Genomic DNA, 15005 nt, shown 5'->3' on the forward strand with positions numbered 1-15005 from the left:
AACTTTCAAACCGAGAAAAAATACAAGCCGAACTGATCTTACAAGCATCCAGGACGGTCTTCGGACATCGGCATCGAAAAAAATAGCGGAATACCTCTTGACAAAGGGGTATTCCGCATCGTATATTTGTTCCGGAAACGGCACGGTCGCCGACGATCCGATTCTCCGCCGTTTCCCGATCACCCTACCGAGTTATCCACATTTCCGTCACGGTTCGCCCGATATTCCGTTCGTGCAAAAACGGAGTTATGAACATTTCGTTCGCGGGCTTTTGCACAACCGTGCATAAACCGCTTCGCTTTTCAAATCCCGTTTCTATGAAAAAGTACCCTTCTATGGGCATTCCGGCTGCGGCAACGGCCTACCGGAATCCAGACGCACCGTCCGAACCGAATGCCGAAAACCGGCGCGACGAGCCGCACGAGCACCTCGAGCGCACGTTGGAAAAGATCCGTCAGGCCGTCCGCTCGGTCGTCCGGCTGGCCGAAGTTCAGCAACAGTACAAACAGTCGAGCAATCGGGCCAACGGGGTCGCGCGCGAACTCCGAGAACTGGAGAAAGTGCTCGCCCGCAGTGAGAATCGACCGGATTATCGACAAACTGCCAACAGTCTAAAGACGGTTATCAACAAATGAGTACGCTGCTTATCAACAACCGGCGCTACAACTGCGAACCTTGGGAACTCATGAACTGGGACAAGCTGCACGCAATTCTCCGCTACGACGAGCAGAGGCGCCGAAGCGACAGACAAAGCGTGGACCGGCTGACTGCAGAACTGCTGACGAAAATCGCGGGTGTCCGACGCTCGCTGGCACGCCGCACCGACCCGGACGACCGGATACTCGTCGCGGAGTGCCTCGTCTCGTATCTTCCCTGCGAGTTGCGACGGCTCGAAAACAGGCCGTCCGACGAGACGCGAAACCTCGGTCAAAAAGCGAATCGGGACGATAACCGCCTGCCGCCCGAGGACGAAACGGATTGGGAGGGAAGCCCGATACCGATGTCCCGGATAACGGCCTCGGCCTGGTGCCGGGCCTCGGACCTTTATTTACACGACAAATGGCGGTACGCGCCGCTGATTGCGGCCCTGCTCTGGCCGGTAGCGGGAAACGACTGCGACCGAAGAATCCGTCGCAAGGCCGAGACTCTGAAGCGGAAACCGCTGGCGTTTTTCGCAGCCTGCTTCGCCCGGATCGAACGGGCCCACCGGCTGTTCCGCAAAGCCTATCCGCTCTGTTACTTCAAGCCGTCGCACCGGCCGGCCGGCCACGATACGGAACAAATTACGTGGTGCGACCTGCTGGCATGGACCGGGCACTATGTCGCAGGGGAAATCGAACGGACGGGTCAGATGAAATGTCCGGATTTCATGGACTTGGTACACAGCAGACTGAAAATGCACGGATAGCACAGTCGAACGCCCGACTACGGACCGGGCCGTTGTCCGGATCGCGCGGCAGGGGAAAGTACGGCAGAGGGGAAACGCTCGGATCCAAGCGGCGAACGCCTCTATCCGTACGGCCGAACGGTTCGGCAATCAGACCGCAGCCCCTTCTCTGTCCGAAAGTCCGGAAACACGATCAAGCCTCGGAACCGGTTCTGCACCGAGATCCGCACCGTTCGAGCGGGATACGCTGTCAAACGCGCTGCCGGCTATGCAAGCGGGACCGTATCGGTCCGGCAATCCGGACAAGGCGAACATAGCCCGGCAAAACGGTCAAGTCCAAACAAGCCGAATCGATGCAACGACGCTTCCGGTCATGCGAACGGTTCGGAAAGCGATCTGTCGTTCCCCGCTATTCGTATGACAGTAGAGGCCGTCAGGACCGGCCCGAAAGCGCGGAGCGGATGCAAGAACCGATCAAGCGCGGCGGATCGGATGCCGGAACCGACCTGCGGCCTGCGCCGACGAACCGTCCGCCAGCCGACAGCGCAGCCGTGCGCCCCGCCTTTCCGACGGGCACGACGGTGACAGCCGGCGCCGGATACCGAAACCAATCAACACGATTCAAATCATGCTCAGAAACCAACTATCCGCAGCCGTCGAGAGCGCTGCACAAGAACTCGGGTACGGCTTCCGCCGAGGGTTCGAGTACCGGATGGGCGAAGTCCCGATCCGATTCCCGGCCGTCTGGCTCGTACCCCCGCACGTCGTACGCGTCGAAGGACGCGAAGAGGGAGAGATCGTCTATCGCGCAACGCTGCATCTGATGCGGCTCGACCGCCGATACGACGAGCAAGCCAAGGAAAGACAATGGGCCGAGATGGAACGCGACGCGCTGGCTATGATCGGCCGGATCGGAAAGCTGCAGGGAATTTTCTGCACCGGAAACATCGCGCTGACGCCCGCCGAATTCTCGCTGACCCGGCAGGGCGAACTGTCGATGAAGGCCGAATTCGACGCCCGTCTGTATTTCCCCAACGAACCGGACGATAAGCCATGAAAATCACGAAAACTCCCGCTCCGTATGCGTCGGCGTACCGCGACGCGCTGTTCCGAGTGACGGCAGGAGCCCAAGAGCTCGTCGAGCTGGATATTTACGACCACGCCGACCAGCGGATCGTCGGACGACGGAGGTTCAAGGGACAGACTTCCTACGACGTCAACGTGGCCGGATACGCCCGGAGCCAATTCGACGTCCTGCCGCTCTATGCGGTAGAGTGCACGTTCGCGAAGCCGGCGGGACGGATCGTCCGCACGACCGTCCGTTCGGCAGAGGCGCAAGCCTCGGCGCCGCTCTGCGCCGGGACGCGCACGCTGTTCGAGTGGGACGCGCTGTCGGCCGCGCCGACGACCGTGAAAATCGCCCCGAACGAATCCGACGAGATCGCCGTATTACCCGGAGGCAGCGCGCTGACCGCCCAAGCCGTGCTCCGGGGAAGCACTCAGCGAAGCATCGAGCTGGCCTCTCAGGCCCCGACCGACGATCTGAGCGTTTTCTGCCTGAAGATGAGCGATCTGAAAGCTCAGGTCGAAAACGACGGGAACGACTCGTTGGACCGGTACGGCTCAATGGAAATCCGCATCACGTCAGGCGACGAGACCGTGCTGGCACGCGAATACAGGTTCGTTCCGCACTACGCGGGCGACGTCCGGCTTTGCTGGTGGAACACGTTCGGACAGATCGACTACTACACGATGCGCAGGCCGCTGGCCGAAGGCTTCGCGATCGGGAAGGAGCGCGTACTGACGGCCGAAGGATACGCCGTGACGGCCAGCCGCCGCGAGAGCCGACTGCGGCTCGTGTCGGACTACGAAAACGAAAAGACGATGCGCTGGCTGTGCGGGCTGCTCAATGCGCCGAAAGTATGGATCGCGGAAGACAGCCGGTTCGTCGAAGCGGACGTGCTGACCGCAGAGGCCGTCGTCGCGTCGGACGAGCTGTCGAGAATCGACATGGTTCTGCGCGAGGCGCAACCCGAAACCTTTCAAAACCGGTAGCGATGATACGCATCTTTATCGACAACCGCGAGGCGGACACGGACCAGCATGCGGCCGTCTCGATCACGCTGGCCGTTTCGTCGATCACGAAAATCGAGACGAACCGCACCGGCTACTGCAAAACGGTCCGTCTCCCGGCGACCGCCCGCAACCGGTCGCTGCTGGGCGACGCGGACCGGATCCACGCTCCCGAGCTGTTCAACCAGCAGCCGCATACGGCTCGCATCGAAGCGGACGGATTCACCGTCATCGAGGGATCGCCCCGCCTGGTCCGATACGAGAGCGAGGCCGGAGGCGGCTCCTATCTGTTGCAGATCATCGGACCCGGCAAGCAATGGGTGAGCCTGGCATGCGAGAACATGTTCAACGAAATCGACATTCCGTTCGAGGAGACGGTTTCCGAAAGCATGGTGCGCGACAGTTGGACATGGGAGAAGCCGGTGCGCTTCTTTCCGGTACTGCGGGACACGTTCCGCGTGTCGTCGGGCAGCATCGAGCCGACCGTACGGATGCTGACCTTCACGGACTACCATCCTTTCCTGCACGTCCGCACGCTCGTCGACGCGATCGCGGCCGCAGGAGGGTATACGATCCGCTCCGACTTTATGGACGGCGCGCCGTTCCGATCGCTCTACATGAGCGGCCGTTATCCGGAGCAGCAGACCGAGCCGTTCAAGGAGCGAATGGGCTTCTTGGCCGGGCGCTTCGGCGACGCTACGGCCTCGGCCGACCGGTTCGGACGGGTCTATGCCGATCCGCTGACCGCCGTCTCGTCGGTCGGCAATCTCGTGGATACGGCCGACCCGGACCGGACGCAGGACGGCGCGACGGTCGCCGGGGTCTACAACCGCAACGACTGCTTCCGGGAAGACGGGCAGCGCATAGCCTACTGTCCGGTCGAGGAAGTAACGGCCGGATTCGAATACTCGCTCGCCTACCGGACGGACTACCGGATCGCCAGCAGGGAAGAGCTCAAATGCTTCGACCGGGTCCTTCTCGACGACGATGTGGAACGGCGCTTCCGCGTCGTGAACCGGCACGAAGACAGGCGGACGGTCTTTCACGGCGGCTGGCAGTACCGACTGATCGTTTTCGGGCACCAACCGGGAACCGAATACCGTTTCTCGTACCGGCGCATCGCGAACCCGGCAGCGGATACCGCCGACCTGCAACCGGGCGACTACGAGACCGTCCGTCTCAAGACGTTCTCGCAGCGGAGCGTACTGATCGACGTACCCGCAGACGAGCAGGCGACCGAAGCGTCGCTCGAGTTCCTGTCGAACGGCACATATATCCCTTACGAGGGAGACTGGGCGCTGTACGACGGCTATGTGGCCGAGACGGGACAGATCGACATCCGCCTGACGATCCGCAGCGCGGCCCGGGAGATCGCCCCGTCGTCGCCCCGTTACTTCGACCGGGTCTATTTCGGCGGAGCCGACCAAGGAATGAACCTGACGCTCGGCCGTCGCACGACGCTCAAGCCGATTTTCCTGCCCCACCCTTGCGAAGGATCGACCGTCCGCTTCGCCGACGTGGCCGCGCATAGGGTACGCCAGATCGACCTGATCGGCGCGCTGAAGCAAATGTTCAATCTCTGCTTCTACAGCGACGCGCTGACCGGCACGCTCTACATCGAGCCGCGCGACGATTTCTATCGCGACGACACGGTCATCGACTGGAACGACCGGATCGATCGCAGCCGGCCGGTCACGGTCGAAGAGCTCGGAGCGGACCTGTCGAAACTCTTTACGCTCCGCTATCAGGAAGGTGACGGGACGGTCGCGCGCTGGGACGAGCGCAACAAGCAAATTCTGGGCCGATGGAGTACGCCGATTCTCAACCGTTTCGCCTCGGAGGGCGAGCGAGTCTACGCCAATCCCCTTTTCACGCCCACGCTGAACCGAACCGGAGTCTACCCCGATGCGCCGGACGCCTCGCTCGCGCAAGTAGGCGACCGGGACCGCACGGGCGTACCGGCCGACACGGAAAACCTGAACTTTCCGCCGAAGATCGTTCGCTTTCTCGGAGTCCGGACCTTACCCGACACGCAACGCTGGGGTTGGCCCGGCTACGGGAACGAGTATCCGGAAATCGCGTTCCACGATCCGTCGGGCGACGAGCCGTTCACCCTCTGCTTCGAAGACAGGGACGGCGCGACCGGACTGCACGGCGGATACGACCGAAGCATCGAGCAGTACAACAGCGGGCGACGCATCACGCTCTATCTGCGCCTCAACCCGGAGGACATCGAGCCGCTGATCTCCCCGAACGGGCTTCGGCGCGACTTCCGCGCCCTGTTCAAGCTGGCGATCGAAGGCGAGACGGTCATGTGCCGGCTGGAGGAGATCAGCGATTACAACCCGTCGGCCGGATCGACCCGGTGCGTCTTTCTCAAAGAAACATAGCGGTCCGTCCGCGCACCCGCCGAACAAAATTTTCCGAAGCGAAACCGGACGCGACCGGCCCCTCGCCGGACGCTGCGGTCCACGCGTTGTCCTCTCGACGACCGGTTCCGGAACAACCGCGCAGAGCACGACATAAGGATCATCCAATCCAAATTCATCGCATATGAAAAGAAAAACTTACCGGATCGTCTGGGAAGACGACCCGCCCCGGCACGATGCACAGCCGTCGGAAAACCGAGCACCGGACGCGGCAGGCCGGAACCACGCCGGACCGGCAGCCGAGCGGCAACAGTCGAACGGCATGCCTCCGACGTCCGGCGCTCCGGACATGCCGGCAGACAAGACTACTCGCGGCTCGGCCGATAAAACGGGCTCCGGCTTCGTCCGGTCCGAAACGACCGAGCAACGGCCGTCGCAAGCAATCGCCTCTCCCACCGCGTCTCATCCGGCCGAACCTGCCGACGCGGACCGGTATCGGACCTATGCCCCGGAACGGCTGATGCAAGCCGGATTCGGAAGCCCGTCGCCCGCAATACCCCCGGGCTACGCCGAAAGACATGCTCCGCAAGAAAGCATCTACCCGGCCCGGCCCCTTGCCGGGCGATCCCCGCTCGGCTCCGTCGGAAACGACCGGCAGGCAAAAGCCGACGGACAGCACGAGGCGCGACAAGGTCTCGACCGGCAACAGATCGGCGAGATGATCGACTCGCGGCTGAACTCGCTGAGAGTCTACGTGCTCGAATCGGATATCACCGACGCGCAGCGATCCGTCAAAACCGTTGTCGAACAAGCCTCTTTCTGATTTCCGGAACATGCCTCTGACCATTTACGAAAAGGAACTGATCCGCATTCTGCGGACGCGCTGCGGAGAGCTCACGACCGGACAGACGGTCGAAAAGCTGGTCGCCCTCGGCGTGATCGACAGCACGCTGTGCAAGGTACTAGCCGTGCGCGAATACGTTCGCGGCATCATGGAGACGGGAATCCGCAAGACCGACGCGATGTGGCTGGCGACCGAACGGTTCGCCTGCTCCTACGAGTACGTACGCAAATGCATGTACTACTACACCGATATGAACATCGGCTGAACGGCCGTCGGATTCCGTAGAAAAAATCCGAACGGGCGAGGAGCGATCTTCGCCGTACGATTTCCGGCCGGAAATCCACCTAATCCTACAAACACAATCCATCCTAACTATGACGATCAGACGACAATGGCAGGCGCTGCTCGAACGGCTCGGCCTGCCGGGTTCCGACGCATGCCGCGTCGAGCCGGCGCAAGTCGAAAGGCTGAACGAGGCTCTCGGCTCCGATCCGAGCACAAGCTCGGAACCGGCCGACGGAAGCCTCGACCTCCCGAAAAAGACGGATCCCGCCGTACAGGGGCATCCGGAGGCGAACGACCTCCGGGAAACGGCGCGAGCCACCCGGACCGAGCCCCGCGAGGACCCCTCTCCGGCCGAGGCGACGCTGTCGGCCAACGCCAAAGCCTACGAGGACGACCTGCGTAACTTTCGTTAACGAGACAACGACATCAACCAAACTCATCGCAACATGGCAAAAATCGAAAATCCCAAAAACTACAGCGGACGCGATCTGGAGACGATTTTCTTCCGCCCGATGCTCAGCGGCCCCGATGCCCGAGCCCTCGGTATCAAGGTAATGTACAACACACCGGTTCCCACGACGCTCCAATTCTGGAAGCGCGCGGGCGACATCCTACAGAAATACACGGCGGCGGGCTGGAAAGGAGGCGACGCCGCGACGAAGTACAGCAAGCAGATCGCGCTGTCGAAAGTCAAGGCCGAGGCCGGCTACTCGGCGGAAGACTACTTCAACATGGTATATGAGCTGATTACCGGACGGCCGGACGTCAATCTGGACGATCTGACGGGAACCGAGCTCGAAGCGGCCGAAACCGCGCTGTTCAAGGAAGCCATAGCCGAAAGCATCCGGGCGACGATGTGGCTCGGCGACACGGAAAGGGAAGGAGCGCTGTCGACTTTCGACGGCTTCCTCAAGCGGCTGCTCGCCGATACGGGTGACACGGAAAACGACGTTCGCTGCACAGGATTCGATCCGGCCGGCGAAACGGCCGAAAAGCTGCTCAAGCGGCTGTGGGACGAGGCCCCGGACGTACTCAGGGCATTCAAGCCTCAGGGCGAGCTGGTCTATCTGGTCACGTCGGACATATACGCCCGCTACGAAGAGGAGCTCGACGGCGTCGCACTCGAAGCGGCCTATCTGGCCAAGCAGAACGGACGCGAGGGCCTGTCGTTCCGGGGCATTCCGGTGATCGACATTCAGGTGGCTCCCTATCTCCGGTCCTGTCCCGAGCTTCCGCAGTCGTTCGTGCTGCTCACGGACCGGCGCAACCTGGCCTTGGCGGTCAATACCGCCGACTTCCCGGGTACGGAAGTGCGCATGTGGTACAACCCGGACCAAATGGAAAATCGTCAGCGGGCCGTCTTTATGGCCGGATGCGACTACCTGCTTCCGGAGCTCGTCTCGATGGCTGCAGGCGGCTTCGATCCGGAACTCGTCTCGGAGCCGGTCGGCGCGTCCGGCGGGACGCTCAGCGTCCGGATTCCGGGCTATTCGTTCATCGGGCAGGTGACGGCTCAGGGGGTGAAAGCGGACGGGAAGACGGACGGCGAGCCGGTCGTGCTGAGCGGCGAAAAGGGCACGTACGGCGGAACGCTCGCGGGAACGGCGATCGACCGGGTCCGGCTGACGATCGAACTCCAAAACGGCGCCTCGCTCGAGTACACTGTCTGACCCACGACTAAAACGACACGACATGACATTGGTCAACTTCACGAAAAAGCATCGCCGGCGAAACGGCGGAATCCGCCTGTTGGGCCTGATCGACCAGCGGGAAGTCGTCTCCGCGACGTACAGCGAGCTGGACAAGGGATTTACCGAGCTGACGCTCGACGAGGGAGCCTCCCTGTCGAAATTCGAGTTTCTGGAAGACGGAGCCGAATACCGCGAAACGATCGCGGCGAAGGACGGCGCTCCGACCGTAGCGCACGAACTGACCTTCACGCTCGAGCGTATGGACGCCGACACGGCAACCGCGATCGAGGCGATCATCGAAGCATCGCGCAGCGGCCTGATCGCCGTCGTCGTCACGATCAACGGAGACGCCTTGCTGCTCGGCTACTCGCAGGAATTCGGCAAGGAGCGCCCGCTGCGGATCGCATCGGCTCAGGCCACCACCGGCCGCCTGCTGTCGGAAACCACGAGCGAGACGGTCACGCTCCGGAGCGAAGACGTCTCGAAGGCCCGACCGCTGCTGGACGACCTGAACAACCTGTTCTCGAAAATCTGACGGTCTTTCGGCCGAACGCGACGACCGGCAGGCGGAACCGCCGCGGCGGACTCTTCCGCACGGTATCCCCCGTCAGTCGTCCGGGCACGGAGGGCGGCCGGCTAACGGCACGCCCTCCGTCATAACTTCACGCCTATGAAAACAAAGACTGAAACGAATCGCTCTCCCCTCGGCCCGCTGTCCGGGTCGTTCCCGGAGCGCCCGGCCCGGCGAGAAACGGGATACTGGCACTGGGGATCGGACAACCTGTTTCCCAACGCGCTGGCGGCGATGTCCCGTCTCTCGACGACACACCGCCGGATTATCAACGACAAAGCCGACTACATTTCAGGCAAGGGATTCGTCTGCGACCGGGAAAATCCGGCTCTGATCGGACTCGTCGAGCGGGCCAACGGCTGCGGCGAGTCGCTGCGGCAGGTATTCAACAAAGTGGCTTTCGACAAGGCGCTGTTCGGCAACGCCTTTCTGGAAGCGGCGACCGACGCGCAGGGCTCCTTCCTCGCGCTGTTCCATCAGGACGCCTCGCGCTGCCGCGTCGCAAGGGACGACCGGCATGCGATCCTGCACCACGACTGGGCGGCCTACGACGCCCGACGGGCCCGGCAGCTACCGCTCTACCCGCTGTTCGAGCCCACCGAAGACGGCACGCTGCGCAGCCTGATCCACTACAAGGACTACGAGCCGATGTTCGAACACTACGGCCTCCCCTCCTACATCGCCGGAATGAACGTATCGGCGATCGCCTACAAGACCGACCGCTGGAACATCAGCCGGCTCGACAATTCGTTCCAGCTATCGGGCGTCATGGTGCTCGACGGCGAGGTCGACAACGAACAGGAAGCCTACCGGATCGTCAAAGCCGCCGAGAAACGGTTCGCCGGCAAGCCCGGACAGGTGATGTTCATGGTCAAGAACACGGACGAATCCGACCATTCGAAATTCGTCCCGATCGAGTCGGCCAACGAGGGCGACTGGAAGCTGCTGCACGAGCAGGCCACCTCCGATATCGTCGTCGCTCACTCGTGGTTCCGCTCGCTCAGCGGACTCGACTATTCGACGGGATTCAGCGCCGAACGTATCCTGCACGAGTACGAAATCGCGCTCAACACGCTGATTCTCGGCGAGCAGCAAGAACTGCTGGAACCTGTTCGGCGTCTTATCGAAACGCGGCTCGGTTGCGACGCTTCGTCACTGCAGATCGTCAACCGGCCGCCGACCCGCTCGAAGCCGCTCTACATGAAAGTGTGGGAAGCGCGCAAGTGCGACGGACTGAGTTACGACCCGCAGGACCCCGAGCAGAATCTCTATCTGGCCCAAATCACCAAATACGCGATGCGCAGCATCGACTAAAACCTTCACGCCATGAATACACTGCTGATCTCTTCCGCCGAGGCATTGTCGCTCGCATTCACTCCGGCCGAGTTCCAGCGCGAGGAGCTGATCCCGGCCGTGACGATCGAGACGGCCCAGCTCCGTTATCTGAAACCGGCATTCGGCCCGCTGTACGACTGCCTGAACGAACCGCGCTACGAAGCCTTCGTCGAACGATACGTCAAGCCGGCTTTGGCCTGCTATGTGCGCGCTCTGGTGATCGACGCGCGGGCGGCCGCCGTCGGTCCCTCGGGTATCGTGCAGGCACGTACGCAATACACGGAAGCGGCCCCGGCCGAGGCGGCCGGGCGATTGCGCCGGCAGGCTCTCCGGGATGCGGAAACGCTTCTCGAAGAAGCGATCGAATTCGTCGAACGGCATCCGGAAGACTTTCCCGAGTACGATCCGGACCTCGGTATCCGCCGCCGGGTCCTGTTCAAAGGAGGTCTCATCCTACCCGACGACCGGCCATGAAGCAGCTTACCGTTCTGCTCACCGCATTGGCCGGTCTGCTCGCCCCGGTCCAGACGCTCGTCTGCTGCGCGCTGGCCTTCGTCTGCATCGATTTCGTGACCGGCGTCGTAGCGAGCCGCGTCCGCGCCCGAAGGCAGCAGGCTCGCTGGGCCTTCGAAAGCGCGAAGGCATGGCGGACCGTCTACAAGATCGTGCTCGTGACGGTCGGCATCGCGCTGACTTGGCTGATCGACCGCTTCGTACTGCCGTTCGCAGAGCTGCATCTGGCCAATCTGTTCACCGGATTCGTATGCGGCGTCGAGCTGTGGAGCTATCTGGAAAACGCGGCCGAACTGTCCGATCATCCGTTGTTCCGCGGGCTTCAGAAACTGATGAAACAAAAGATCGACAACCAGCTAAACCATCCCGAACCATGATTCTCGAAAACCAAGTATCCTCTCCGTTCGCGGCCAAGGTCCGGCAGATCGCCTCGCGTCTCGGCGTGCCGCCCGACTATCTGATGGCCGTCATGTGGAGCGAAAGCCGGCTCGACCCGGCAGCCACGAACCCCGAAGGCGGAGCCACCGGACTGATTCAGTTCATGCCGGCCACCGCCGCAGGACTCGGAACCAGCTGCGAGGCGCTGCGGGAAATGAGCGCCTTGGATCAGCTCGACTACGTCGAACGTTTTTTCCGCCCGTACGCCCCGCGTTGCCGTACGTTCGGCGATTTCTATATGGCCTGTTTTTTCCCGGCGGCCATCGGCAAGGAAGACGACTATGTGCTGCAAACGCGGAAGCTGTCCGCCGAGCGGATCGCCCGGCAGAATCCGGCGTTCGACACCGACCGGGACGGCCGCATCACCGCCGGCGAATTCCGCCGACGGCTTCCCAAGCTCTTTCCCGATGAATTCCGTTCCATTCTCTTTTAAGTGCAAGGTCCTCGTCTGGACCGTACTCGGGCTGTCTCTCGCGACCGGATGCCGGAGCGCGCGGAAAGCGCAGCGCCAGACGGTCATCCGCACGGACAGCGCCTCGATCGACCGGTCGCTCGAGGAAACGGAAAGGTCGCTGAAAGACGAACGGATCCGGAATTGGGAAATCGTCCGAACCGACTACTACCCTCTTCCCGACAGCCTCAACGGCAGCGGCTCGCAGCCCGCCGTGAAAAGCGTGACGACGATCCGCCGAAACGAACAGCGCCAACGGCAACAGAACCGGACGATCGCACTGGCAACGGAGCATAGCGCCGGAACGACGATCAGCGAGCAACGGACCGAGAACATCGTTCCCGTCCGCCCGACGGGCCGATGGAAGTACATTTTCTACACGGCCTTGCTGGCAACCGGCGTATGGCTGATTATCCGCTACGGCCCCCGAGGACGGACGAAACGCCCTCAATAGCCGGACGCCCCCGACAGCCGGCTCATTATTCCGTAACGGCCTCGGGCAAACGACAGGGAGGGCGCACGACAAACCGTGTGCGCCCTCCCTTTATTTTATTCGTCGAGGTCGAAAAGATACGGTACAAAAACAAAGAAAAGCCAGCAGAAAGAGCCCGAGGCTCTTGTCTACCGCTTTTCCTCCCTACTAACCTAAAAACTACTAACCTAAAACTTCGTCTGCAAAGATAAGCATAAATATCGGTAAACTCCAAATTTCTTAAATATTTTTAATAAAATTCTCTATTTTTTTTGTGTAGATTGCGATCTCGAAATCCAACCGGCTGACTGTCAAAAGCAGGGAGAAAAGCCTTTTTCACTGGATTTTCGAAGCGGGCGAATAGAAGAAACGCTCCCGCGGATGCCCCGAAGAAACGGGACTCCGCATCCGGATTTTCACACGAACAGACTGACTGAAAAGAACATAAAAAAAAGAAAAAGCTTCAAGATAGAGATCGCTCTCTACCTTGCGGCTTTTCCCTCCCTACTAACCTAAAACTACTTATCTAAATGAACCTAAAACTTCACTGCAAAGGTAGGAATCGAAACGGAAAAAACAAATTATTTTTAAGAATATTTAATAATAAAATTCATCGCACCGAAGTGTCAGGAATTTAGCGGCGGCATTCATCGAGGGTCTTTCCGTACCGTCAGTCGCGGTAGACGATTTCTCCGTAATGAATCAAAGAGCTTATATGCTGATTCCGATTCAAATAAAGCGTCGGCACCCAGCCTGCATTCAACCTGTCCAGCTCGAGACACATGCTGACGTCGAGCAGCGTGAGCAAATTTTCACCGCAGTTCAATTCCTCCAGCCGGAAGTTCCGGCTGATATTCAGCGTTCCGAGACGATTCCCATACAGATCCACAACACGCAGCTCGGGATTTCGGCTCAGATTGATCATCGACAAACCGTTGCCCCTGCACGACAAGCGTTCCAGAACGGGATTTCGCGTCACATCGAGCCACGACAGACTACACCCGTCGCAGTTCAATTTCCGCAGAGCTCCGCACTGCGAAACATTCAGACTCGACAGATTCCAGCAATCCTTGCAACTGACCGACACCAGATTTCCGTTGCCGCTCAAATCGAGCCCGCGAAGGCCATAGCTGTACGTGCAGTCGAATACCTCGAGACGGGTGAAACGCTCGATTCCCTCCATAGAACCGATACCGGGATCATGGCAGTACATTTCTCTGACCGCCCGGGCCTCGGCGGCGGAAAGCCGTCCGTCCCCGTCCGTATCGTAGTTTTCGAGACAGAACCGACGGAATACTTCGTCCGGGATAACGACATCGGCGTCGTAAGACGGCGCGGGCACGTCGTCTTTCGAACACCCGCCCCATATCAGCGAGCAAAGAAGCAGGGAGAGCGACAGCAGATTTTTCATAGCAAAACAGAGATTATCCGCATAATGGGAACGGAGACAAAGTCGGCCTTCAGTAAACTACCTCGGCACCCGGATCCTTATATAGTAAGGCCGGCTCGCGCCCCGGCGCGAGCACGACCGATTCCAGCAGGGGATTCCCGCGACAGTCCAGTTCGTCGAGAACCGGGCAGCCGCTCAAGTCGAGCGAGACGAGATCGTTGAAACTGCAATTGAGCGCCTCCAAGGCCGGCAGTCGTCCCACCGTCAGGCTGCCGAGCCGGTTACCGGAACAGTTCAGCGCCGTAAGCGCGGAGCAGCCGCTCACGCCCAAAGACCTCAGACCGCAGTCCGTACAGAACAATCGCTCCAGAGAGGGATTTCCTCTCAGATCGAGAGCCGTCAGACGCGCGCCTCCGATATACGCCTCCCTCAGCCGGGGACACTCGCTCAGATCGAGCGTGTCGAGCGGCAACGACAGGCAGTCGAGGTATTCGAGCCCGGCCATTCCTTTCAAAACGAGTCCGCTCATGCCGTTTTTTCCGCAACTGAGGCGACGCAGGGAACGGCATCCCTCCAAATCGAGCGAAGTCAGCGCGTTATCGCCGCAATCGAGCGCCTCCAGCGACGAGCATCCGCTCGCATCGAGACGGCGCAGGCCCCAACCCCGGCAATCGAGCTCCGTCAGTCCCTCGCACCCGCTCACATCGAGTTCGACCAGCGGGTTGTCGTGACACCAGAGAGTCTCCAGCGCGCGATTGGCCGACAAGTCCAGCGAGGAAATATGATTCCGGATACAATTGAGCACCCTCAGATTCGGGAACCGCTCGATTCCTTTCAGCGAGACGATGCCCGCCTCCTGACAAAATATGACCGTTACATGCGCCGCCTCGTCGTCGGAGACCATGCCGTCTCCGTCGAAATCGAAATACTCCAGCACGCATTGCCGGAAAGCCGGGTCGGGAAAAGCCCGGGCCGCCGGACCGTTCTCCCCGTCAGACTTTTCGCACCCGGCCCAGAACACCGTCTGCAAAAGCAAAAGATATGAGAAATACTTCATCGCACCGCCGATCTATCCGGCCGGAAAGCCGCATCCGTTCCGGTCCGTTTCCGCTTATCTGTCAAATATACAAACGATTCTACAAAGATACAAGCCTACCGGAGGCCCTTTCGGCACATGCAGCCTCAT

At 60.7% G+C, this 15005-nt stretch carries 17 protein-coding genes; 15 read left to right on the forward strand and 2 right to left on the reverse strand.

What is annotated here, in order from left to right:
- The first annotated feature begins 317 nt into the window (after positions 1-317).
- The 15 genes from NQ491_RS05550 to NQ491_RS05620 all read left to right on the forward strand — a co-directional run bounded on the left by NQ491_RS05550 (position 318) and on the right by NQ491_RS05620 (position 12411).
- Positions 318-635 carry a hypothetical protein gene (locus NQ491_RS05550; protein ID WP_147524797.1) on the forward strand — a complete coding sequence of 106 codons (318 nt, stop codon included), beginning with the start codon at positions 318-320 and terminating at the stop codon, positions 633-635.
- Entirely contained in the window at positions 632-1408 is a 777-nt protein-coding gene (locus NQ491_RS05555; protein WP_019245910.1) for a hypothetical protein, read from the forward strand. The genes NQ491_RS05550 and NQ491_RS05555 overlap by 4 nt, the downstream gene beginning before the upstream one ends.
- A gap of 607 nt (positions 1409-2015) precedes the next feature.
- On the forward strand, positions 2016-2444 hold the full coding sequence (locus NQ491_RS05560) for a hypothetical protein (protein ID WP_019245911.1): 429 nt from the start codon (positions 2016-2018) through the stop codon (positions 2442-2444).
- Complete coding sequence (locus NQ491_RS05565) at positions 2441-3442, forward strand: hypothetical protein (protein WP_019245912.1); 1002 nt, start codon at positions 2441-2443, stop codon at positions 3440-3442. Before NQ491_RS05560 ends, NQ491_RS05565 begins: the two co-directional genes overlap by 4 nt.
- A gap of 2 nt (positions 3443-3444) precedes the next feature.
- Positions 3445-5850, forward strand: coding sequence for a hypothetical protein (locus NQ491_RS05570; protein WP_019245913.1), 2406 nt, complete (start codon positions 3445-3447; stop codon positions 5848-5850).
- 163 nt (positions 5851-6013) lie between these two features.
- Entirely contained in the window at positions 6014-6652 is a 639-nt protein-coding gene (locus NQ491_RS05575; protein ID WP_019245914.1) for a hypothetical protein, read from the forward strand.
- A gap of 10 nt (positions 6653-6662) precedes the next feature.
- Positions 6663-6938 (forward strand): hypothetical protein, encoded by a 276-nt coding sequence (locus NQ491_RS05580; RefSeq protein ID WP_019245915.1) that lies wholly within the window; start codon positions 6663-6665, stop codon positions 6936-6938.
- 109 nt (positions 6939-7047) lie between these two features.
- Positions 7048-7371: a hypothetical protein gene (locus NQ491_RS05585; protein ID WP_019245916.1), complete on the forward strand. Its 324-nt coding sequence runs from the start codon at positions 7048-7050 to the stop codon at positions 7369-7371.
- Positions 7372-7404: 33 nt separating this feature from the next.
- Positions 7405-8628 (forward strand): hypothetical protein, encoded by a 1224-nt coding sequence (locus tag NQ491_RS05590; protein ID WP_019245917.1) that lies wholly within the window; start codon positions 7405-7407, stop codon positions 8626-8628.
- Between the two features lie 22 nt (positions 8629-8650).
- Positions 8651-9184 carry a hypothetical protein gene (locus tag NQ491_RS05595; protein ID WP_019245918.1) on the forward strand — a complete coding sequence of 178 codons (534 nt, stop codon included), beginning with the start codon at positions 8651-8653 and terminating at the stop codon, positions 9182-9184.
- A gap of 135 nt (positions 9185-9319) precedes the next feature.
- Entirely contained in the window at positions 9320-10534 is a 1215-nt protein-coding gene (locus NQ491_RS05600) for a phage portal family protein (RefSeq protein WP_019245919.1), read from the forward strand.
- A gap of 12 nt (positions 10535-10546) precedes the next feature.
- Complete coding sequence (locus NQ491_RS05605; RefSeq protein ID WP_019245920.1) at positions 10547-11029, forward strand: DUF6712 family protein; 483 nt, start codon at positions 10547-10549, stop codon at positions 11027-11029.
- On the forward strand, positions 11026-11445 hold the full coding sequence (locus NQ491_RS05610) for a phage holin family protein (RefSeq protein ID WP_019245921.1): 420 nt from the start codon (positions 11026-11028) through the stop codon (positions 11443-11445). Before NQ491_RS05605 ends, NQ491_RS05610 begins: the two co-directional genes overlap by 4 nt.
- A complete protein-coding gene (locus tag NQ491_RS05615) occupies positions 11442-11939 on the forward strand; it encodes a transglycosylase SLT domain-containing protein (protein WP_019245922.1) in 498 nt (165 codons plus the stop codon). Before NQ491_RS05610 ends, NQ491_RS05615 begins: the two co-directional genes overlap by 4 nt.
- Positions 11914-12411, forward strand: a complete 498-nt coding sequence (locus NQ491_RS05620; protein ID WP_019245923.1) for a hypothetical protein — start codon at positions 11914-11916, stop codon at positions 12409-12411. The genes NQ491_RS05615 and NQ491_RS05620 overlap by 26 nt, the downstream gene beginning before the upstream one ends.
- A 688-nt stretch (positions 12412-13099) precedes the next feature.
- On the opposite strand, the gene NQ491_RS05625 is transcribed toward NQ491_RS05620, so the two are convergent.
- Both NQ491_RS05625 and NQ491_RS05630 read right to left on the reverse strand, forming a co-directional pair.
- Positions 13100-13840 (reverse strand): leucine-rich repeat domain-containing protein, encoded by a 741-nt coding sequence (locus tag NQ491_RS05625; protein ID WP_019245924.1) that lies wholly within the window; start codon positions 13838-13840, stop codon positions 13100-13102.
- Positions 13841-13889: 49 nt separating this feature from the next.
- Positions 13890-14876 (reverse strand): leucine-rich repeat domain-containing protein, encoded by a 987-nt coding sequence (locus NQ491_RS05630; protein WP_026089648.1) that lies wholly within the window; start codon positions 14874-14876, stop codon positions 13890-13892.
- Positions 14877-15005: the final 129 nt, after the last annotated feature.

Origin of the sequence: Alistipes ihumii AP11 (genome assembly GCF_025144665.1) — a bacterium.
Classification (GTDB): Bacteria; Bacteroidota; Bacteroidia; order Bacteroidales; family Rikenellaceae; genus Alistipes_A; species Alistipes_A ihumii.

What these genes read in the sequence shown, in the direction of transcription:
- NQ491_RS05595 (WP_019245918.1), top strand. Translation starts at nt 8,651, where the DNA reads ATGACATTGGTCAACTTCACGAAAAAGCATCGCCGGCGAAACGGCGGA.
- NQ491_RS05620 (WP_019245923.1), top strand. Translation starts at nt 11,914, where the DNA reads ATGAATTCCGTTCCATTCTCTTTTAAGTGCAAGGTCCTCGTCTGGACC.
- NQ491_RS05570 (WP_019245913.1), top strand. Translation starts at nt 3,445, where the DNA reads ATGATACGCATCTTTATCGACAACCGCGAGGCGGACACGGACCAGCAT.
- NQ491_RS05575 (WP_019245914.1), top strand. Translation starts at nt 6,014, where the DNA reads ATGAAAAGAAAAACTTACCGGATCGTCTGGGAAGACGACCCGCCCCGG.
- NQ491_RS05625 (WP_019245924.1), bottom strand. Translation starts at nt 13,840, where the DNA reads ATGAAAAATCTGCTGTCGCTCTCCCTGCTTCTTTGCTCGCTGATATGG.
- NQ491_RS05615 (WP_019245922.1), top strand. Translation starts at nt 11,442, where the DNA reads ATGATTCTCGAAAACCAAGTATCCTCTCCGTTCGCGGCCAAGGTCCGG.
- NQ491_RS05610 (WP_019245921.1), top strand. Translation starts at nt 11,026, where the DNA reads ATGAAGCAGCTTACCGTTCTGCTCACCGCATTGGCCGGTCTGCTCGCC.
- NQ491_RS05555 (WP_019245910.1), top strand. Translation starts at nt 632, where the DNA reads ATGAGTACGCTGCTTATCAACAACCGGCGCTACAACTGCGAACCTTGG.
- NQ491_RS05600 (WP_019245919.1), top strand. Translation starts at nt 9,320, where the DNA reads ATGAAAACAAAGACTGAAACGAATCGCTCTCCCCTCGGCCCGCTGTCC.
- NQ491_RS05630 (WP_026089648.1), bottom strand. Translation starts at nt 14,876, where the DNA reads ATGAAGTATTTCTCATATCTTTTGCTTTTGCAGACGGTGTTCTGGGCC.
- NQ491_RS05585 (WP_019245916.1), top strand. Translation starts at nt 7,048, where the DNA reads ATGACGATCAGACGACAATGGCAGGCGCTGCTCGAACGGCTCGGCCTG.
- NQ491_RS05565 (WP_019245912.1), top strand. Translation starts at nt 2,441, where the DNA reads ATGAAAATCACGAAAACTCCCGCTCCGTATGCGTCGGCGTACCGCGAC.
- NQ491_RS05590 (WP_019245917.1), top strand. Translation starts at nt 7,405, where the DNA reads ATGGCAAAAATCGAAAATCCCAAAAACTACAGCGGACGCGATCTGGAG.
- NQ491_RS05605 (WP_019245920.1), top strand. Translation starts at nt 10,547, where the DNA reads ATGAATACACTGCTGATCTCTTCCGCCGAGGCATTGTCGCTCGCATTC.
- NQ491_RS05580 (WP_019245915.1), top strand. Translation starts at nt 6,663, where the DNA reads ATGCCTCTGACCATTTACGAAAAGGAACTGATCCGCATTCTGCGGACG.
- NQ491_RS05560 (WP_019245911.1), top strand. Translation starts at nt 2,016, where the DNA reads ATGCTCAGAAACCAACTATCCGCAGCCGTCGAGAGCGCTGCACAAGAA.
- NQ491_RS05550 (WP_147524797.1), top strand. Translation starts at nt 318, where the DNA reads ATGAAAAAGTACCCTTCTATGGGCATTCCGGCTGCGGCAACGGCCTAC.